We start from the raw sequence: 21,919 nt of genomic DNA, 5'->3' as shown, positions 1-21,919 counted from the left end.
TAAGTCTATTTTAACGACTTAACTTAAATGTGTCCATAAAACTATACTAGCACCATATCCATTTTTGTCAATGAAGTTTAGAGAATAAACTTTTCATCGTATAAAATCCTCGAAATTCCATAATACTACTTTTTAAATGTACTTTTTTATTATATTGAATTTGTCTAAATATTATATTGAATGTGGTAAAAAAGTCATTCCAATAAAAACGTTTTTTGCCTAAAATTAGGTTGTAAAATGCTTTACTTGGATGTATAATTTGTCAAGTGAAAATTAGAGGGGAGTAAATACTATGTTGTCTTACGAATTTCTATTTGATATTGCTTTAATCTTAATGAGCACTAAGCTTTTGGGATTATTAACAAAAAAAATTCAATTACCACAAGTTGTTGGAGCATTACTAGCTGGATTAATTTTAGGCCCAGCATGTCTAAATGTTTTACATGAAACAGATTTTATCCTTCAGTTATCTGAACTAGGTGTTATCGTTTTAATGTTTACAGCTGGACTTGAAACAGATATGAAAGAATTAAAGAAAACCGGAAAAGCATCTATTATTATTGCTTTACTTGGAATGATTGTTCCACTTATCGGAGGATTTATTATCGCATCCGTATTTAATAAAAATGGAATTTCAGATGCCAATGCACCAATTGTTCTTCAAAATATCTTCATCGGAATTATCCTAACTGCTACTTCAGTAAGCATTACGGTTGAAACATTAAAAGAACTTGGAAAGCTAAGTACCCGTGCTGGAAATGCTATTTTAGGAGCCGCAATTATTGATGATATTTTAGGAGTTATTGCTTTAACAGTTGTAACGAGTGCGACAAACACCGATGTTAGCATCGGATTAGTTTTAATCAAAATCGTTCTATTCTTCATTCTTGGAGGAATAGGTGGCTATATTTTCTCTAAATTCATGAATAAGAGCATGCGTCTTCATAATATGGATTTAAGACGTTTCGTCATCTTATCATTCGTTTTCTGTTTATTATTATCATTTACTGCTGAACACTTCTTCGGTGTTGCTGATATTACCGGTGCCTTTATGGCAGGTTTAGTTTTATCTAACGCACCACGTAAACATTATTTAATGGCGCGTTTTGATACAACAGCGTACATGCTATTATCACCAATTTTCTTCGCAAGTATCGGAATTAAAGTTGTGATTCCAGAAATGTCAGCGTCTTTAATCACTTTCTCAGGAATCTTAATCGTCGTTGCGATTTTAACGAAAATTCTTGGATGTGGGCTTGGAGCAAAACTTTGCCGATATACAAATGCTGAAGCTCTTCAAATCGGAACCGGAATGGTTTCAAGGGGAGAAGTCGCATTAATCGTAGCAAGTAAAGGATCTGCCTTTGGATTAATGGGATCGGTGTTCTTTGGTCCAATCGTTATCATGGTTGTCACTACGACTATTATTACACCAATTCTATTAAAATTAGTATTTTCAAATAAAGCTGCAATAGAAAATTCTCAAGTTGCATTAGAACAAACTGTTGCATAATAAAAAGACCACGAAATTTCGTGGTCTTTTTATTTGTTCAATTTTTCATAGGAAAGATTAAATCCAAAAATATATAAATCCTCTGATTGTTCTAATTCTTCATAATCAACGCCAACGGATTCTAACGAGAATAAATTACTAAAAGAAGTCATCCCACTTCCTTCGGTGAAAACTCTGGTTTCCTTATAAGTATCCATATAATAACCTTCAATACCTTCAACTGTCGTTAAGGTTTCATACTGCATTTTCCCTTCTTGTGTCAATTCCACACGTGTGATAACCGTTTGAGCAGTACAATCTTGCCCTTCATACACAAAATTTTCAAACCAACTTGTCCCAACTTCAAGCGGAGCTTTTAAAATCACTTTATTCGGGATAATAGAATTTAACAACATTTCATTTTTTAGTTGATTATACTGATCTTGATTATTAATATGTTCAATCACAGATTGGTTATCAATTTCGTATGTGAGTGTGAACGTACGATTTTCAAATTCTCCGATTCCATCCATCATTTGTCCTTCAAAACTTAATTCAAAAATATTCCCCTTTTCTTCTGCTTTAATCAATTTTTGAGAATGACCGTATTCAGCATAGCCATTATAGGATTGAATTAAGCCGATTGTTTTTGGAAAAATACTTAACAGTTGAGCATGATAGGGTTCCACTGATTCCATCACTAGCTCATTTCCCGCTTCATCTTCACTTGCTTCCACTTCTCCAATAACCTCATAACTTTTAGCACTGGCTCGACTTGGATAACTTTCTAAAATCTCACCATTTAAAGCAACCTTTAACTTCATCCCTACCTTAACATCTTGCAAATAACTAACTTCCATCAAATCGTATGAACCATTCATCCACTCTTCATAACTTTTATTTAAATCCTGTTCTGTTAAATCAAGTCGCAAAGACATCAACGCTGTATCATCACTAACCGATAACACAACACCTTCGACCACAAAGTTGGGCGTCTCCTCAAATTTAAATAATTGCGAACAACCGATTAAGATAAAAACTAAAATAATTCCACTCAAAATCCACTTCTTCACGTTCAACGTCATCCCCCAATCAGCGTCGTCTTTTACTTCGCTTAAAAATCAGTCTTGCCAAAATAACAACAAAAAGAACTACCACAAAATACGGTAAACACCCAATCAGCTTAATCACTAAAATCTTAGAATAAGATGCCATTTGACCGAGTTGCATGACTAGTTCCTCACTAATCGCTTCTTGCCAAGACGTTGCCGGATTTTTAACTAAATAAAAAGAAATCGTTACCTTCACCATATCTCGTTTTTCTTTAAGTGACTGCCATTCATCAAGTTCTGTTCGAACACGAGATAACTCCGTTTCAATTGCCAAAATTTCCTCTAATTCGTAAGCCTCTGACAACAATTCTTGATACCGTTTTTCTTGAATTGATAAATTCTTAATCCAACTATCAATCCCCTCTACTAGTAGCATTTCAGTATCAGTATATGTCTTGATTTCACTAACTTGCAAACTTGACGAAACCTTACCTAAAAAGTCAGTCATCGACGCATGAGAAACCGCTATCGTGAATCTAGCAACAGGATTACTTGATGGTGTATCAGTAGAACAAATAAAGGACGACACTAAGTTGACCGATGCCTCATCTATCAAAGTTTGTAAAAGTGTAAGACTCTCATCTAGGTCTACAACCGAAACATTTACTTCTACATTTTGATAAGTCTTATACTGTTCTGTCGCATCAGTCTGTAAGAGAGTGCTAGGATTTTGAGTCGAAACCTCTTCAGTCCTAGTTAATAATTGAGTAGGAATTAAGCTAACTAACATTAAAATAAAAATAGAAAGGATGATAAAAATCATCCCTTTTTTTATAGCTGTCCAAACATCCACTAAGATTCCCCCTCATCTTCGGTTTGTTTGAATTAAAATTTTAAATCTTCTTTAAACATTACTTTTAATGCATCAGAAATCGTATCGACACCTATCACTTCAATGCCTTGGGGTGGTGTCCATCCACCAAGATTTTTCTTTGGTATAACAGCACGTGTAAATCCAAGCTTTTTAGCTTCTTTAATGCGTTCTTCAATACGTGAAACACGTCTAATCTCACCTGTTAAACCGACTTCTCCCATATAAACATCACCACTTGGTGTCATCTTATCTTTATAACTTGAAACAATACTTGCAACAATTGCTAGGTCAACAGCCGGCTCATCAAGTTTAACACCACCTGTTACTTTGACGTAGGTATCTTGATTTTGTAAAAAAAATCCCATGCGTTTTTCTAAGACTGCTAAAATCAATGACACACGATTATGATCAACTCCAGAAGCCATACGCTTCGGATTACCAAATGAAGTTGGTGTTAAAAGCGATTGAATTTCTACAAGAATTGGTCTCGTTCCCTCAATAGAAGCCATAATAGCCGTTCCCGGTAACCCTTTCGTACGATCCTCTAAAAAGACCTCAGATGCATTGGTTACCTCATCTAACCCTTCTTCCTTCATATCAAAAATTCCGATTTCATTCGTTGAACCAAAACGGTTTTTAACTGCTCGTAAAATACGATATGTATGATGACGGTCTCCCTCAAAATAAAGAACGGTATCGACCATATGTTCAAGTAAGCGAGGTCCCGCTATATTTCCGTCCTTCGTCACGTGTCCGACAATAAAGACAGAAATCCCTCCGATTTTTGCAATCTTCATTAATTGTGCCGTACATTCACGAACCTGTGACACACTACCTGGTGCTGATGTAACCTCAGGCATATGAATCGTTTGAATCGAGTCAATAATAACAAATTCAGGTTTTAACTGTTGAATTTGTCGGTCAATCAACGTTAAATCTGTTTCAGCATAAATATATAGATTATCACTTACAACACCTAAACGTTCCGCACGAAGCTTAATTTGGCGAGCCGATTCCTCACCTGATACATATAAAACTCGAACGTTTTTAGCTGCTAAATCTTGTGCAGTTTGAAGCAGTAACGTCGATTTTCCAATTCCAGGTTCTCCCCCACAAAGAACTAACGATCCTCGTACAATTCCACCACCAAGTACACGATTTAATTCACTCATCAATGTGTGAATACGAGCTTCTTCACTCGTTTCAATTTCATGTAATTTTTGAGGTTTCGTCATTGATTCACTTGCTACAAAGCCACGACGAGCCTCAGCCTTTGTTGGCTTTAATTCCTCAACCATTGAATTCCATTCACCACAACCTGTACAACGTCCAACCCATTTTAAACTTTCCATTCCACATTGTTGACAGAAAAATGATGTTTTTGTTTTAGCTCTTGCCATTTGGTGCCTCCTCATAAATTGTATAGTCTTCTAATCTCATTATCACATATCTGTGCAAGATATCCTAGCCGTGTATAAATCTTTTTGAATCAAACGCATAAACTATATATAAGTCGAGATAAGTTTTTCATACTTGGAAAACTTTTAACTTATTACCCTATCAATTGAGGATGGTTCGCTTTGCCCACCGCTAGGTGACTCATTACCTCCCAGCAGAGGATAGCTAAGATTTCGACTGATGTCTCACTACTTAGCACAGGAACCCCCTATAGTTATACCTCTGTACCAAAAGGGCTTCAGTACTGAGACAAATTTATAATAGTGAAATACATTTCTGTTTCTATATAGTAAAAGGTAACAACACAAACTCTACAATTATATATACGATTATATTTCTATTTTACCTTTTTTAAAATTAGAAAATAGCTCTTTAATATTTTTTATCTTTACTTATAACAGATTTAACGTAACAAGTTGTAAAAATTTTTTAAATAGACAAAAACTACTGCTTCTTATATAGTAAACTTATAGTAGTTTTTCAACAATTAAACAGAGGTGATCAAATGGAAGAAATCATGCAACGCGCCATATTAGTTGGTGTTGATTTAAATAGTGATAAAAATTTTGAATACAGTGTCGAAGAATTAAGAAACTTAGCAGAAGCTTGTAATGTTGAAGTCGTTGGTTTATTAACTCAAAAACTTGAGCGCGTAAACTCTGCTTGCTATATTGGAACAGGAAAGGTAGAAGAAGTCGCTTTATTAGTCGCTCAAAACGATGCTAACTTAGTTATCTTTAATGATGAACTGTCTCCTTCTCAAATTCGTAACCTAGAAGCAGGATTACAATGTAAAGTAATTGATCGTACTATTTTAATTCTAGATATCTTTGCTCGTCGGGCAAAAACTCGCGAAGCACAACTTCAAGTAGAGGTTGCACAACTTCGTTATATGATGCCTCGTTTAATTGGATTAAATGCTTCATTATCTCGTCAAGCCGGTGGAATTGGTTCAAAAGGACCTGGAGAGAAAAAGCTTGAACTTGACCGTCGTCGTATTGAAGAGCAAGTGCATCGTTTAAATAAAGAACTCGATTCTTTAGTACTTGCACGCCAAAATCAACGAAAATTGCGTAAACGTAATGCGACTCCAGTTGTTGCTCTTGTTGGATATACGAATGCAGGTAAATCAACCACGATGAATGCTTTATTAAAAATCTCAAACTCACAACTTGATAAAGTTGTTTTTGAAAAAAATATGTTGTTTGCAACACTTGAAACATCAACTCGTCAAATTCAACTACCAGATAATAAGCAATTTTTATTAACTGATACTGTAGGATTTGTCAGCAAACTTCCTCACCAATTAGTAAAAGCATTCCGTTCAACACTTGAGGAAGTAACTGAAGCCGATCTTTTACTTCATGTTGTAGATTTATCTCATCCTGAATTTGAAACACAAATTGAAATCACAAACAAAGTATTAGCAGAATTAGGCGTTTCAGAAACACCAATGGTTTATGTTTATAATAAATCAGATTTAGCACCGGATGAAATTGCACCTCCAACAGATCAAGATTCTGTTCGTATTTCTGCTAAAAACTTAGAAAATATTGATGAATTAATTAATATGATTAAGCACCACATTTTCCAAAACTACGTAAAGGCTACCTTCTTGATTCCATATGATCGTGGAAATCTTGTTTCTTATTTAAATGAAGTAGCCACTGTATTTTCAACGGAATACCAAGAAAACGGAACGTTAATTACAGTAGAATGTTCAGCGCATGACGCACAGAGATTATCTGAATACATAATAAAAACAACTCACTAATTTAGTGAGTTGTTTTTATTATGTTATTGAATAGCATCAACTTTATCTAAATGCAACAAATCTCGTACGACAGAATCTTGACCACCATACAAGAAATAATTTAAATCATCCAACTTAAACAATTGATATGAGCTTAGCGATTGATTCATTTCTGATAAAATAGCTTCTAAATTAGTGCTAACAGATTCATTATCCACATCTGTGGATAACTCTAAAAAGTAACTTGGCTGATTATAAACGATGAAGGAATGAATAGTAATTCCATCAGTTACAAATGAAGTATCATCTGTAAATTCAATCGAAGCTTGTGTTAACTGTGTTTTAAATTGCGAGAACATTGTTTCAGGTATCAAATTTCTCATCACACCATCTTGCTCTTCACTCGAAATTGCCATTGGCGTTGCTTCATTTAAGTACTGTGGTTGTGAGACCTCTTCTTTACTTTGAACTAATACAACTAACATCATTGTTGCAAAAGTCATAGCTGTTAAAGACAGACCTTTAACTTTACGATATCTAATCCCTGAAGTTCTTGATTTTTTCGTCACATAATCAAGTGTTCTTGCTTTTAAATGAGGATTGATTTGGATTGTTTCTAGTTGTTTATGAATGGCTTCTCGTATTTCTTTATCTTCCACTAATCTCACCTCTTTCTTCCATCATTTTTTTCAATTTTTCTCGCCCACGAGCCAAACGACTTTGTACGGTTCCCTTTGGTATATTTAAAATCTTTGCCATTTCATCATAACTAAAGTCTTCATAATAAAATAGTAAGATTACTTCTTTATATCTTTGTGGAAGCTTCATAATCATTTCATATAATTCATTATTTGATTCTGACTGTGTCATATCAAATGGTTGTTCATATTGTGTCTGATTTTGCTCTTCTAAAGTTCCAAAGGTAGTAACACGTCGCAACCAGCTCGTTCGTAAAAGGTCTTTACACGTATTAATCGTGATTCGGATTAACCATGTCTTTTCACTACTTAAATGCTCAAATTTATGATAATTCTTCATGACCTTATAAAAGACCTCTTGAAAAATATCTTCGGCTAATTGCTGATCTTTAACATATAAATATGCAATTTTTAAGACATCTTGTCCATAATCCTCAATCAATCGTTCAACGACCATTTGGGCTGATTGATAGGTGTCTTTTTTCACTTATTTCCACCTCTTTCACTTATTAGACGTATGAACTCTTAAATTGGTTCCCATCTATCTTAATAAATTATAACTAATTTCCGTCAAAAAAAAATCAAATTTTTTCATTTCCATCATTCTCTTACAATCAGACGAAAAAAGAGCTAAACTATGCTAATCATTCACATAAATTTAGCTCTTAATTTTTATGATAATAATTTTGAATCTAAATCATTTAATTCCTTTGATTTTGATTCTTTTTTCTTTAATTCACCTTTACCATCCATTACAACTTGGATAACAGCTGGTCCTCCATCTGCTGAAAGTGGACTATTCTCTCCACCTACTAGATTTTCAATTAACTCTTTAAAGAATCCATATTTTCTTTCTTCATAAACAGAAAGAATTTGAACAAGTAATTCATTCGTTAAATGAATTCCTTCTTCTTCTAAGTGTTGACATAAATCTTCGATAAAATCAGAGTCTGGTTCTAAAAATGCTTCAAGTCCTAAATCCATATTGATATCTTGTTTCATCTCATTCACCTCTTGAAACTACAACATTAATTCTACTCATACATTTTATTATGACTTATTTTATAAAATTAAACAACCAATTTTCTCTGATAATAGCTTCCACTCACAACATCAATTCCAAAATTCGAAATTAAATCATGAGAAGATTTATTGTCAATATCCGAACAACAAATCTTCACATTGTAATTAGAGCAAACCGATATTAAAGATTTCATCATTCCTGAGTAATGATACGTTGAACTTAGATATTGAATTAAACTAGGACTTAATTTTAAATAATTAATATTTAAATTTCGAATTGATCCTGTTAGGGAACCCGTTCCATAATCATCGAGAGCTACCCCAACTCCTAACTCATGCAAACGATTAATCAACTTTTTCAAAAATTCATTTTGTTCAAATAAAACATCTTCATTGATACTAATAATGATTTGATTATAATTCAAATTATATCGTTTTAAACAATTTAAGATACGTCCTACAATTAACTTATTCATTAATGTTTCTCGTGATAATTTAATAAATAGATACGGATTTGAATGAATGGTCTGATACGCTTCTTTAATTAATTGACAGCCAATTTCAAGAGTTGCCATTTCAACTTCCATTAATAAACTTTCTCTAATAACTTCTTTATCTCCATCCAGATTATCAATTACTAAATTTAAATCACTTAATATCCCTTTAAACTCAATTCCGAATAACTGTTGGCCACCTTCATTATAAAAATGCTTTTTATCAATAATAAAATTCTTCTCTTTATATGCTTTTAATAAAAGATTATGAATGTCCTCTGAAAGAGCCAAATACGACGATGATTCTTGACAAAAACTTACACTATAATTCTGTTCAAGTTCAGTATGGACAACCATCCCATAAAAAGAAGTATACACAATACGCATTGTTTTAGAAAAATCAGAAGATGTAAAGCGTGGTAAACAAAATGCTACCGTATATTTTCGTTGTAAATTATCATATAGGGGCTTTAATAAACTATTTAATTTTTGTTTTAATTTCACTTCTCCAGTACACGCCTTAAAATAAAACCATAATCCATGATCATGGAAACAAAACGTTAACTCACCTTGAATAATTGCATTCAAATTATTAATTAAACTTTCCTTTAATTCCTGTGAAAATTCACTGCAAAAACAATCATCAACCATTAAAAAACCAACCACTGTTTGTGAATTATACTCACGTTGGTAGTGGGCTCCCATCTGTTGCCACGAAACAATCCGATATTTATCATCAAACTTAACAGAATCTAATTGGTTATAATACTGTTTATACGTTTGATAAACATTTTGAATTTTAGTTTTCAAAATACCCTCCTCATAAAATAAAATCTGACGATTTTGACCTAGTAACTCATAAATTTTCAAATAACACTCTTTATCCTTCACAATACTTTCTTCACCTAGCAAGTAATAATAAAAAACTCTTAACAAATAATACTGATGATTTTCACTCAATTTTTGGGTAACATCCGCTATATACTGACCAATTTCATCTTTCTTATAAATCAACTGATAGGTTAAATCATACAGCATCAAATACGGATTATGCTTTGAAATAGAAGAATCGTGACTAAAATCTAGCCACTTAATTTCCTCAAATTTATTCAATTTATAAAAAGATTGTGTCTGAATCACATAAATAATCATCAAAAATTCTCGATTCACACCTAAATCCTGATAATCTTGATGGTAAGATAAAACTTCTAAAATTTTATCGTAGTCTTGATTTACATATAGATTTAACAAATCAAATACAAACACAATAGAAGCTGGAACAAAATTTTCTCCATACAATTGAACCAACGAATTAAATCGAATAATACCTTTTCGATTACATGATTTGAGAATAATTTGAGAGAGTTTTTCAAATGAATAAGTCACTAAAAGGGGATTCTTTTTCTCAACACTTACTTCTAACGCTCTTTTATAATAATTTTCTGCCTCTTTATAAAATTGATTTGACTCAAAAATATATCCTAATTCTAGATAAATATATACCTTCAAAATATTATTAAAATCTAATTCCTCTAAAAGACTTAGACACTCAATTAAATAAACTATTGCTGTATGATACTCTTTTTGTTCAACAAAGTATTGCTCACTTAAAATTAAAAGAGAAACCAAGTAATCAAAATTTTGATGACTTCGTTCCACTTCAATTATCTTTTCTAATGAATCTTCCGATATAGAGTCAAAATTAAAACTCTCTTTTATAGAATAAAATTTATCTAATAAATAACTTGCCTGTATAAAAAAACTTAACAATTGCTTTCTAGATATTGAAGCCCCCATATTAAACTCTCTCCTGTTCACCAACAACGTACCACATAGCTATTATTATACTAACCTCTCGCAAACAAATACATAGGAGAATTTGAGAGATAACGGCGAATATTCTATCCTTAAAATCCTAAATGCTCATTGACTAAAATAACATGAACACGATCCTTAAATCCTTGCGGTCCCATCAGTACGTAATTTCGACAAATTCGTTCTAAACTTTTACAATCACTACATCTTAACGTTTTAGCACACGGTGTTTTCTTATTTAAACGAAGGGCATTCGCTGGAGCTGCCACCTCACGATTTCTTTTAATCGCCGCGTCTAAATCACGGACAATCTTATTCACACCCGCTACAATAATCACCTTATTCGGACCATAAAGTAGTGCTGCTACACGATTACTACGTCCATCCACATTATATAAAAAACCATCCTCTGTAATCGCATTCGCACTACTCAAATAAACATCCGCCATAAAACATTCACGATAACGTGAATGACGCTCTTCATTTGTCAAATTAGCTTCTTGAGTTGCAATAAAATCATATTTACCGCTTTGAAGTTCTTGCATAATTCCCACTTCATTCAACGTTACTGACCCACCTACTCCGATTTTGTCACCTTCACTTAGCATCGATTTGACCAACATTAGTGCTTCCTCACGTGTCTTAACAAACATCGGATTCATACAATGAGCCTCTAAAGCCTTCATTGTCCGTTCTACTCGCTTTATCATCACTTCATTTACAAACTCATTCATATAAAATTCCTCCTGTTTACCTTTACACCTTTAACATACCCACAAAACGTATTTTTGGCAAGAGCAAAAAGTCATGTTAATTATTATCATTACAAATCCATATCTTTTCTAATTGAATCAATACTTTATAAAAAATTCGATTCACATAAAAAAAGACACCGTAAAAGTGTCTTAATTTAATCTATACTATATTTTAAATCAATTTCTCCCAATAAAATTTCAGTTAACTGAAACCTAATGAGAAGGATTAATACTTTCTTAAATTCTTCGCATTACTTCTAATCAGAAAAATTTTTTACTTCATGACTTTTTTAAAGTTACTGTGCATTTGGAGCAAATTTTTGTTTAACTTGTTCAATTTGCTGTTGGTCAGCTGCCTGTGATGGATACCAGCCTTTTTGTGCCATTGCAGCATAAACTTCATTTTGCATACAAAGTGTATCATTTAAAACCTTCTCAAAAGTAGTATGTACATTTAATGTTGATGACTCAATTGTTCCATGTAAGTATAAATCTGCCGCACCTTTTAACACTAAAAGAACATCTTCCATAAGATCTCTTTCGTTCATACTATACCCTCCTTATTGATTTAATAATTGATAAAATTGATCAAAAATCATTTTTTGTTTATTGGCTATTTTTTCAACTAACTGTTTCAAATCTTCATTTGAAAGTTGTGATGCACATTCACGACATTTTTTCTCCATATGTTGAGCATGCCCCAGTGCATCTTGAATATATAAAAGTTCTTTTGGACTCATCATATCACCTCCAATCAACTTATATTTATTATTTATCAATGAAGATAGGTTATGCACGCTGAGATTTTATTATCAAAACATTAACTTTTATTACTTTTAATTTTTATGAGGCCAGTTATTTTATTAATTAAATACATATTGATCATTCGTATAAATATATTTCAACAAATCATCATATGTAATAACTGCTTCAATCTCACCACTTTTATCTCCTGTTGTCGTTAATAATAAAGCATCTAATTTTTTGGGTGACTTTTGAAATAACTGCCACGCATCATAAACTGTCATACTTTCCTTTACAAACTCATACTGAGACTTTTTCTCATAATCTAAAATATCTTTCATTGTGCCATCCAATTCAATATTATTATTCTCAATATGCTTTTGTAACCATTTCGTCACTGCCCGAGAAGTTACCAATCCCATAAATTCATTTCCTTCATAAATTGGAAATTTTGAAAATTCTTTTTCAGCTGATGTCTTTAAAACCGTATGCAGTGTATCCGTCATCAAAAACTTTACAACCTCACTTTTAAATACAGTTAAATCGGCCGGATCCACCAACTGTTGTTCAATGAACTTCATTCTTTCGACTGTCTCATCAGATGGCGTTGCGATGACCGACTCAAAATCATCCGTTTGATGAACAATAATATTTCGAAGTTTTCTAAATAAATGTAACTCATCCATATAACGCTCAATCATCGGATGACTTTTCGCCTTATAAAGTAAATCACTAAACGAAACATTATCATCTGAATTCGTATATTTCTTCAAATACTTATGGATATGATTGAAAGATTCAATAAACTCTAAATAACCAGCTTGCTGTGCCATACTTAAACCAACTCCCGTTTAAAAAGTGGACGATACATTAAAGTCCCATCAACATTTATACTTTCAAATAATGTCACATTCAAAATCTCAGCCTGTCGTTCAATCGTTATCCCACGTGAAATATCAACCAGTGGCACTAAAAGTTTAGAATGACGACACAGTGTAATATGTGGTGTATAAATCTGCTCATCTTTCTCAATCAACGAATGTTTTACTAATTTATCATTTAATTTCATGACATAATCCGTCAATTCAACAGCCGGCTGACATCCCATATAAATCACATACCGTCCCTTTTTATTAAAAAAACCAATGTGATCGAAAAATAACTTCATACGTTGAACCTCTAAATCTTTGATAATCTGAACAATCTCTGGAACTTTAGACTCCTCTATCATCCCTAGAAATCTTAATGTTAAATGAAAATTATCATATCTCGTATAATTTGCTCGTTCACAATATTTCTCAACCATCAACTGAGACGTCTGAAAATAATCATTCACATCATCTGAAAACTTTACACCTATAAATAATCTCTTCATATCGTCACCTAATATTGTTCTTTTCTAATAGGATATACCAAATCGTGTAGAAATATTTCAAAAAATAGCGAAAAAGGAACCTGAAATTTTAAGTAACGGTTCCCTTTCCAATATTTATTTACAAACAATCATCTTCCATTTTCCAATCGTCTTAAACCCTAATTTATGATAAACTGCTCCAGCCTCAGGATTATCATAAAATAAACAAAGTGTCTTATTCTCATTTAATAAATCACGGCATAATTTTGATAAACATTGCGCCATAAATCCACGTTTTCGATAATCTTTGTGTGTAGCAACGGCTACAACCATAGCCGACTTCGAATTCTCAGCTGCTGTTTGCACATTACAAACCACATCTTTTGCTTCATTTTCAATAAAATAAACACGTCCTGAACGACTTTCGATTTTACGACAGATCTCATCTGTTGACCTAAACGTTCCAGAAAACTCTTCAATCGTCACTAACAAATCTAAAATACGTCTAGCATCCTCACAACTTGCTTCTTTAATCTCAACTAAAACCTCTTCTAAAAACGAATCATCTATTAACTCACAAAAATACATTTCTCGCACTTCTGCCTGTTCAAAACAATCAGTAAATTGATCAGCAATAACTTTTTCACCTGAAATAATTTTTGCGCAGTCATTAGTTTTAATAATCGACTTAAATCCCTCTACATTAAAATCTAAATCCTCAAAATATGGAATAAAGTTCTCACGATAACGAAGTAAAACACCATTTAACTCATCATTTTCATTAAAGCTTCCCCACACCGTTTGAATATCAGAATCAAATCCAAAATTTTCAATATCCCCAATTTGAAATAAATTTAATCCTGGATTTTTACTTAAAAAAGCAAGTGTCTTTATTCTATCTCCCTCAGTTAATTGTCTTATCATTATGTTTCATCCCCTTCATAGATATTAAAAGCATTATAACAGGATTCATCATAATAAGAAAGAATCAAATTACATTTTATTCCATAACTTATTTAGCTATATCAAACACAATCGCACGTACATCTAATTGAACTTTTCCATCTTGCACAACAACCTCTTTATTAGTTAAGCAATCTTTATAGATGCCATCTGCAATCTCAATTGATACGACACCTGATTTACTAGAAAAATTAAAGATTGCAACACGTGTCTTATAACTTGTTTCATAAGATAAGATAACAGTATCAGCTACATCGCCTGTTTGAATTCGATAAAATCCCTCTGCCATAATAGCGTCATGCTTTAACTCACTTAACTGCTTCATATAATCAGCAAGGCCGTGTTCATTGTAACGACTCCAATTCACTTTATCGATATCAAATAAACTTGGTCGATTCGTATCAAGAGCCTCTTGCCCCGCATAAATCATCGTTGTTCCTTTTTGAAGATACGTGAAAGCTGTCCAAGTAAAGAGTTGATCGATATTGGGAATCAGTGTAGCTGCGCGGTCTTGATCATGATTTTCTAAACAACGAAGCTTCACATAATTATCCGGATAAATACCTTCTTGCATCGCAACACGATCAATGTATGCATTCAATGAATTTTTGCCACGTAAATAACCTTGATACTCCTCAAAAACATCATAGTCATAGCAGATATCAAATGCTTGATAAACCTCGCTATCACTTGCCGCTTCATATCCAAGTGAACGGATATAGTTCACAAATCCAATATGTACACTTTCTGCAAGCCAGATAAAGTTTGGATTAATCTTTGCAATCTCTTTTCTAGCGCGTACCCAAAATTCAATAGGAACGAGCGATGCTACATCACATCGATACCCATCTACACCAAGACTAGCCCAGTATTCAAGAGTATCTAAAAGTTCTGCCCATAACTCTTCACCTTTTGAATAATCTAAATCTGTAATATCGGACCAATCTCCGACACGATTTGCGAAGTTCCCATCTTCATTTTTATAAAACCACTCTGGATGTGTGTTAAGTAAATGGGAATCGCGTGACGTATGATTAAACACAACATCAATCATCAACTTCATTCCATGTTCATGAGTCGCTTCAATTAGACGTTTAAAATCATCTAACGTTCCATACTCAGGATTTACTTCACGATAATTTTGAATTGAATAAGGACATCCGAGCTCACCTTTTTTATCTTTTTGACCAATCGGATGAATCGGCAATAAATATAAAATATCGACTCCTAAATTTTTAATGCGATCTAAATCTTCAATTAATTCATTGAACGTTCCACTTGCATTGTGATTTCGATTATACACTTGATAAATAACCATTTGTCGTAATGATTTCGGTGTATCTATTGCCATGCCTCATTCCCCCTAAAATAAATAATGTTAATCACCCTTAATATACACTGCCACTAGTAAAAAGCCTGTCGAAAGGAACTAAACTTTCACCTTGTAATGGGTTACGTTATACAACTCTTTTTCATGCAATAATAATGAAACTAACGGAAAAAATTCGACTTAATACAAAGAGAACTCTTTATATAAATCTGTGGATAAAGCAATAGATAGCATAAAAAAAAATCAGGCTAAACCTGATTTTTTTAATACATTAATGTAATAACAAATTGAATTGTAAAACTAAATGTCACCATAATCGAAATTAAAGCAAGCATTGTAATAATTTGAGTAAATCCACCTAGCATTGGGAATTTCTCTTTAAATATCTCATAAAGCTTATATGTTAAAACTCCCATAAACGCAAACACAAAATTAATTGCAATATGAATTAAAGACATTTTAATGAAATACGGAATCGTGTAAAACAACGAACTTCCAAACGAAAGCATCAAAGCTAACACGGATAATACAGTATTCACTAAAACAAACTCAATTGGTCGATAATGGGGTTTAAATAATTTAAACACAAATCCTATAATAAAAAAGACAATTGGAAAAACGACTAATGCAAAAATCATGTTCTTATGTCATCCTCTCTCAACCCATACAATACTGAATATAGTCTAATCATAACATATCGACAGATTAAATAGAAGGGCTAACATTTTCTAGGTAACCGGTTATATAAGTTATCCATAGTTTGTTTTTTTTAAAAACTGTGGATAACAAAGATGACAAAAACTAACCCTTAATAATTTGTTCTGTTAATTCCTTGATATCGTAGTCAAACATAGAACATTTAATGAGCAAAGTTGTTTCTTCATTAAGGATATCAGATAATAATTCATAGACACCTTCTGTTTGTTCAAACTGAAAGACCTTACCATGGAATCCATTCAATGAACATTCAGTAGCTATATTATTAGCAAGATCTCCAATTGTAATTAGATAATCAATGTTAAATTTAGCTATCATTTTTCCAACTTCTTTATGATAGTCCGCTGAGTGCTCTCCTAACTGTTTAATATGGCCAATTAATGCAACTTTTTTATGTTGTTGATTTAATTCGCATAAAGTATTCATTGCTGCCTTCAAAGAAGCTGTATTTATATTCCAAGTATCATCAATTATTGTAGCTTGATTTAATCCTTTTTTGATTTCACAATGATTCATAAGTAATTTAAAACTAGACAATGCTTGAGCAGCCTGAGTAATTCCAATTCCCATTTCGTGTGTTGCAGCTAAATCTGCTAAAGCATTATAAACTTGATGCTTTCCATAACCAGGAACAAAAATTTGATACTTCATTTTATTTAAAGTTAAAGTAAAGTTCATTCCATTATTTCCATAAGTAATATTAGACGCTTGGAATAAACACGGAGTATCAATCCCAAAATAGATGATATTTCCTTTACATTTTGATGTATCTATTGTTTTTATTTTTTCATCATCCGCATTTAATATTAGCGTTCCACCTTCAGGAATAACAGAAACCATTTCAGCTTTTGCATTAATATAACCTTGTAAAGTTTTACATCTCTCTAAATGGTCAATTCCAATATTCGTGATAATCCCGATATTAGGCAAAAAATGACTACAAGTATATGTAATATCTCCTGGTGCTCCCACAGCTGACTCATAAACAGCTGCCTGAATAGAATCATCAATTCGTAAAAGATAAATTAAGTTTCTAGGATTTCCATTTGCGGAGCGAACTGTTCCTTCAACCTTATACCAAGTACTTAAGATATGTTTGATCATATCTTTAGTGGTCGTTTTACCTGAAGTTCCTGTTACCGCAACAACAGGAATATCAAATAATTGGCGATAAAAATGGATGAACGCATCATATGCATCATCAATATCCGAAACTCTAATGACTATACAACCAGAAATTTTTTTTAATTCTTTGACTTCACGGTCAACCACTACCGCACATGGGCAATATTGAGCTATACGTTTAAAATCAATATTTCGATGCTGAACTAAGAATAATAATGTATTGGGCTGTTCGATGTGTTCATAATATCTAGCCACATCTTTGATTAAGATATCAGAATTTCCTTGAATAATTGTTCCTTTAATGACTGTTAATATTTTTCCAAGTGTATGAGCTTTCAATTTTTTCCCCCTAAATCAATTATTGCTTTCATCATCTGATGAATTTGATATAATAAATTTTATTTCTGAAGCTGCTTGTAAAGCATTCTTTTTGGCTTCGATTTCCGTTCGTCCAGTTGCAATAACATACGCATACCGATCCCCCATAGATTGCGGTGGTATTAGATAAGCACTTTTTTTAGGTTTTACATAAACATATTCAACGTGTGGTGAATTAAGTGCTCTTTTTTTCCCAGTTACTTTTACTAAAACACCTTCTTCATTTATGATAATATGTTGGCAATAGACATGTTTTCTATATTTTGGATGCAAGTTAGGCTGAAAACCTAGAGCAAATTTTAATGTTTCTTCAACATAGTTAATTCCAAATCCTGCTTTTATCATATTATTCATACCGCCACCTGAAATACGAGGATTTATCTCAATCAACTTCCAGTTATCCTTAACTAGTCTCATCTCAAGATGGCAAGTTCCATTTGTCATACCATGTATTTGAATGATTTCCACAACAGCTTTTTTTAATTTTTCTTCAAAAGCAGTATCATCCGTTAAGATTAAGTTATACGCTGTTATTATAAAACGTTGAGTATCAGTCACTATTTGTTCAAAAATTGCGACAATATGAACACTAGAATCCTTTACAAAACATTCGACTAAGTATTGAGGCCCCTCGAGAAACTCTTCTAAAATAATAGGATCATTTGGATATTTAGAAAATAACATTTCACTTTTTTGTTTGTAATCATCTAGATTGCTAATTTTCAATACATCTTTAGATCCGGTTGAGGTTGGACATTTAACAACGGCTGGTAAATAAGATGTAATGGTTTCATCATCTATAGTACTACTACTGTCTATTTCAATAAATTGTGGAACATAAGAAGTCCTTGCTAAAACTTCTCTTGATTTAATTTTATTTTCCATATCTAATAATTACAGTAATTAACGTTTTAACATCAATCTCCATTATAGCGATAATTGTGTTACCCTCTACTAATCACTCGTAGAATTTAATTTGTTTTTATTTGCTAGAAATATAGCATAATGAATCGTATTTTTTACTACATCCAGCTCTAAATAGAATGCAGGTGGACACCCAGGACGCCAATTCACTTCATAAATCCATATTTTTTTCATATCATCTAGTCCAATATCAATTCCAATTTCATCAAGAGTTTCATTATATTTTTCCATTTGGAGTTGATCTAGGTGTCTAGCCAGTTGCAAGGCAAAGACTTCAAGATATCGTTCCATATCATAAGTGCACTCTGGATCTTCTTGTTTTAAAAAAGGAATCAAATAATTAGTTGCACCACCACTGTTGATATTTGTTACAATACTATCAGTTAACGAAAAGCGTGGATAAATAGTAGTAACCACCCATTCCCCGCTTCCATTTTTTTGAACATGTAATCTTAAATCAAAATTAATTCCATTTTTAGTTTTTGAGTTAATATAAGGTTGTGCTAGATAAGATTATTCTTTTAGACAGGTGGAAATATAATTTTCAAGTTCATAGTAGTTAGCAATTTTGTTTCTTTTATCGCGATTAACTTTATATAAATTTCCCATTTTTTCAATATAGATAATACCTTCCCCTTTATGACCATCTTGAGGTTTAAAGACAACCTTTGAGTACATATTCAAAAAATCAAAAAACTCATTTGTATTACTAATAATTTCAGATGGAATCAAATGATTAGTAAATTCCCCTGCTTCTTTTAAACGTTTATAAACGCTCATTTTATTTCCAATTGAATAAGTCGTAAATGGAATTTCAGATTGTAATTGTTCAATGATTTCTTTATAATTAGCAAGCTTTTCTGGACTTCCCGTATTATAAATTACATCTGGAAATCTACTTTCAACTTTGTGCCAATCACCATTTTCATACATATATCCAGATATCGTATGTTTTTTAAAATTGACTTGTTTAGGAGAAAAATATAGTAACTCTACTCCTTCTGCTTTTGCCACACTTGCAAAGGCATATGCCTTTACAACATGTCTAGGATTTCTACACTGGTGTAAAAAACCAATTAATATCATTTTATGTCCCCCTCTTAATAAAGAGTATTTATTTTATATCTTCTTTATCATATGATTATCTGATTCAATTAGTCACGTCGATAAAGAAAATAGTACCTGTGGTTATGTCACAGTAACATTTGACCTCAATATAAATCTATAGCCTCTTATTAAGAGTAGAGCTTTTAGATTCTCAGCACTTTTAATTCAATTAATTTAATCCTATTTTTAGACATAGTTTTACATTAAATAAAAAAAGACTGCATCGATTTCGATGCAGTCTTATATAATCTATTATTTTTTACGCATTGTTGGGAATAATAATACGTCACGGATTGATGGAGAGTTAGTTAATAACATAACTAAGCGATCGATACCAATTCCAAGTCCTCCTGCAGGTGGCATACCATATTCTAATGCTTCGATGTAGTCAACATCCATTTCAGATGCTTCATCATTTCCTAATTCTTTTTCAGCTAATTGCGCTTCAAAACGTTCTTTTTGATCAATTGGATCATTTAACTCAGTGAAGGCATTTCCATATTCACGTCCATCAATAAAGAATTCAAAACGATCAGTGAAACGTGGATCTTTTGCATTTTTCTTAGCAAGTGGAGAAACTTCCACCGGATGTCCATAAATAAACGTTGGTTGAACAATTTTATCTTCAACGAATTCTTCGAAGAATGCATTGATGATATGTCCAACACCTGTAAAGTGAGTAGGTACTTCAACATTGTGTTCTTTTGCGATAGCTTTTGCTTCTTCAAATGTCATTTCTTTAAAGAAATCAACACCTGTAATCTCTTTAATCGCATCAACCATGTGCCAACGTTTCCATCCAACTGCTAAGTTAATTTCATGTCCACCGTAAGGTACAGTAGTTGTTCCTAAAACTTCTTGTGCAATAGAGGCAATCATGTTCTCAGTTAAGTCCATCATTGTTTCCATATCACCATAAGCTTCATATAACTCAATTGATGTAAACTCTGGGTTATGGCGAACAGAGATTCCTTCATTACGGAAGATACGTCCGATTTCATAAACTTTTTCAAGTCCACCAACTAATAAACGTTTTAAGTGTAACTCAGTTGCAATACGTAAATATAAAGGCATATCTAATGCATTGTGATGAGTTTCAAATGGGCGAGCTGCTGCTCCACCTAATGTTGTGTGTAAAATTGGAGTTTCAACTTCTAAATATCCTAAATTATCTAAATAACGGCGCATTGCAGTAATAATACGAGTACGAGTGATGAAAGTTTGTTTACTTTCTTCATTCATAATTAAATCAACATAACGACGGCGGTAACGCTCTTCAACGTCAGTTAATCCATGATATTTTTCTGGTAATGGGCGTAATGCTTTTGTTAATGGCGTATACTCTTTAACTTTAATTGATAACTCACCAACTTTAGTTTTGAATACAACACCGCGTACTCCAACAATGTCACCTAAGTCTGCTTTATCGAAGAATGCATAAGCTTCTTCACCTACAGCATCTTGACGAACATAAATTTGAACTTGCCCTTTAATATCTTGAATATGTGCAAAACCAGCTTTTCCTTTTCCACGTTTAGTGCGGATACGTCCAGCGATTGCTACTTCAATATTTTTTTCCTCTAATTCTTCTTTAGAAAATTCTCCAAACTCTTCAACTAATTGTGAAGATAAATGAGTACGATTGAATCGTTGTCCAAATGGATCAATTCCGTGTTGACGTAAGTCTTCCATTTTGTCACGTCTAACTTGTAATTGATCGTTGATTTCAGTTGTCGACATCTGAATCACTCCATCTATATAAGCTATTTTTTCATTATTTCATTATAACACGCTAAAGTGTACGATTCCACGAAAAAGTACATTTTGTATTAATTATTGACGTTTTTCAAAAATTATATTCAA

At 32.5% G+C, this 21,919-nt stretch carries 20 protein-coding genes and 1 pseudogene; 2 read left to right on the top strand and 19 right to left on the bottom strand.

The features are described 5' to 3' along the window. The first annotated feature begins 292 nt into the window (after positions 1 to 292). A complete protein-coding gene (locus QWC74_RS08560) occupies positions 293 to 1,513 on the top strand; it encodes a cation:proton antiporter (protein WP_006785914.1) in 1,221 nt (406 codons plus the stop codon). Positions 1,514 to 1,542: 29 nt separating this feature from the next. Here the strand turns inward: QWC74_RS08560 and QWC74_RS08555 are convergent, their stop codons facing one another. The 3 genes from QWC74_RS08555 to radA are packed head-to-tail and all read right to left on the bottom strand — an operon-like array spanning position 1,543 to position 4,818. Further along, on the bottom strand, positions 1,543 to 2,577 hold the full coding sequence (locus QWC74_RS08555; RefSeq protein WP_229059759.1) for a DUF3221 domain-containing protein: 1,035 nt from the start codon (positions 2,575 to 2,577) through the stop codon (positions 1,543 to 1,545). A gap of 7 nt (positions 2,578 to 2,584) precedes the next feature. After that, entirely contained in the window at positions 2,585 to 3,397 is an 813-nt protein-coding gene (locus QWC74_RS08550; protein WP_006785912.1) for a DUF4349 domain-containing protein, read from the bottom strand. Positions 3,398 to 3,429: 32 nt separating this feature from the next. After that, on the bottom strand, positions 3,430 to 4,818 hold the full coding sequence (gene radA, locus QWC74_RS08545) for a DNA repair protein RadA (RefSeq protein ID WP_155222972.1): 1,389 nt from the start codon (positions 4,816 to 4,818) through the stop codon (positions 3,430 to 3,432). Positions 4,819 to 5,381: 563 nt separating this feature from the next. Between radA and hflX the strand changes: the two genes are divergently transcribed. Further along, positions 5,382 to 6,650: a GTPase HflX gene (gene hflX / locus QWC74_RS08540; RefSeq protein ID WP_006785910.1), complete on the top strand. Its 1,269-nt coding sequence runs from the start codon at positions 5,382 to 5,384 to the stop codon at positions 6,648 to 6,650. Between the two features lie 23 nt (positions 6,651 to 6,673). Here the strand turns inward: hflX and QWC74_RS08535 are convergent, their stop codons facing one another. From QWC74_RS08535 to lysS, 16 genes and pseudogenes are all read right to left on the bottom strand, one after another. Then, the gene (locus QWC74_RS08535; protein ID WP_009606281.1) at positions 6,674 to 7,288 is read right to left on the bottom strand and encodes a hypothetical protein; all 615 of its coding nucleotides are present in this window, start codon (positions 7,286 to 7,288) and stop codon (positions 6,674 to 6,676) included. Next, positions 7,278 to 7,814, bottom strand: a complete 537-nt coding sequence (locus QWC74_RS08530) for an RNA polymerase sigma factor (RefSeq protein WP_006785909.1) — start codon at positions 7,812 to 7,814, stop codon at positions 7,278 to 7,280. Before QWC74_RS08530 ends, QWC74_RS08535 begins: the two co-directional genes overlap by 11 nt. Before the next feature lie 185 nt (positions 7,815 to 7,999). Further along, on the bottom strand, positions 8,000 to 8,329 hold the full coding sequence (locus tag QWC74_RS08525) for a hypothetical protein (protein WP_006785908.1): 330 nt from the start codon (positions 8,327 to 8,329) through the stop codon (positions 8,000 to 8,002). 68 nt (positions 8,330 to 8,397) lie between these two features. After that, on the bottom strand, positions 8,398 to 10,641 hold the full coding sequence (locus tag QWC74_RS08520; protein WP_006785907.1) for an EAL domain-containing protein: 2,244 nt from the start codon (positions 10,639 to 10,641) through the stop codon (positions 8,398 to 8,400). 110 nt (positions 10,642 to 10,751) lie between these two features. Next, positions 10,752 to 11,393: a lactate utilization protein gene (locus tag QWC74_RS08515; RefSeq protein WP_006785906.1), complete on the bottom strand. Its 642-nt coding sequence runs from the start codon at positions 11,391 to 11,393 to the stop codon at positions 10,752 to 10,754. A gap of 317 nt (positions 11,394 to 11,710) precedes the next feature. Beyond that, complete coding sequence (locus QWC74_RS08510; protein ID WP_006785905.1) at positions 11,711 to 11,962, bottom strand: spore coat protein; 252 nt, start codon at positions 11,960 to 11,962, stop codon at positions 11,711 to 11,713. Between the two features lie 12 nt (positions 11,963 to 11,974). Further along, entirely contained in the window at positions 11,975 to 12,154 is a 180-nt protein-coding gene (locus QWC74_RS08505; protein ID WP_229040043.1) for a hypothetical protein, read from the bottom strand. Positions 12,155 to 12,277: 123 nt separating this feature from the next. Beyond that, positions 12,278 to 12,991 (bottom strand): CBS domain-containing protein, encoded by a 714-nt coding sequence (locus QWC74_RS08500; RefSeq protein ID WP_006785901.1) that lies wholly within the window; start codon positions 12,989 to 12,991, stop codon positions 12,278 to 12,280. 2 nt (positions 12,992 to 12,993) lie between these two features. Then, positions 12,994 to 13,533: an RNA 2',3'-cyclic phosphodiesterase gene (thpR, locus tag QWC74_RS08495; protein WP_006785900.1), complete on the bottom strand. Its 540-nt coding sequence runs from the start codon at positions 13,531 to 13,533 to the stop codon at positions 12,994 to 12,996. Positions 13,534 to 13,647: 114 nt separating this feature from the next. Beyond that, positions 13,648 to 14,436, bottom strand: a complete 789-nt coding sequence (locus tag QWC74_RS08490) for a GNAT family N-acetyltransferase (RefSeq protein ID WP_006785899.1) — start codon at positions 14,434 to 14,436, stop codon at positions 13,648 to 13,650. Positions 14,437 to 14,524: 88 nt separating this feature from the next. Continuing rightward, the gene (locus QWC74_RS08485; RefSeq protein WP_006785897.1) at positions 14,525 to 15,826 is read right to left on the bottom strand and encodes an alpha-amylase family glycosyl hydrolase; all 1,302 of its coding nucleotides are present in this window, start codon (positions 15,824 to 15,826) and stop codon (positions 14,525 to 14,527) included. 242 nt (positions 15,827 to 16,068) lie between these two features. Continuing rightward, positions 16,069 to 16,443, bottom strand: a complete 375-nt coding sequence (locus QWC74_RS08480; RefSeq protein WP_006785896.1) for a hypothetical protein — start codon at positions 16,441 to 16,443, stop codon at positions 16,069 to 16,071. Between the two features lie 163 nt (positions 16,444 to 16,606). After that, positions 16,607 to 17,986, bottom strand: a complete 1,380-nt coding sequence (locus tag QWC74_RS08475) for a Mur ligase family protein (protein ID WP_006785894.1) — start codon at positions 17,984 to 17,986, stop codon at positions 16,607 to 16,609. Positions 17,987 to 18,001: 15 nt separating this feature from the next. Then, positions 18,002 to 18,910, bottom strand: a complete 909-nt coding sequence (locus tag QWC74_RS08470; RefSeq protein ID WP_006785893.1) for an ATP-grasp domain-containing protein — start codon at positions 18,908 to 18,910, stop codon at positions 18,002 to 18,004. Positions 18,911 to 18,979: 69 nt separating this feature from the next. Next, positions 18,980 to 19,882, bottom strand: a pseudogene (locus tag QWC74_RS14835) (YheC/YheD family protein). A gap of 426 nt (positions 19,883 to 20,308) precedes the next feature. After that, the gene (gene lysS, locus QWC74_RS08455; protein WP_006785890.1) at positions 20,309 to 21,796 is read right to left on the bottom strand and encodes a lysine--tRNA ligase; all 1,488 of its coding nucleotides are present in this window, start codon (positions 21,794 to 21,796) and stop codon (positions 20,309 to 20,311) included. Between the last annotated feature and the right edge of the window lie 123 nt (positions 21,797 to 21,919).

The sequence above is a fragment of the uncultured Turicibacter sp. genome, assembly GCF_938044715.1.
GTDB lineage: Bacteria > Bacillota_I > Bacilli_A > MOL361 > Turicibacteraceae > Turicibacter > Turicibacter sanguinis.
The sequence above is the reverse complement of the archived record's forward strand: the minus strand, read 5'-3'. Positions and strand labels throughout refer to the sequence as shown.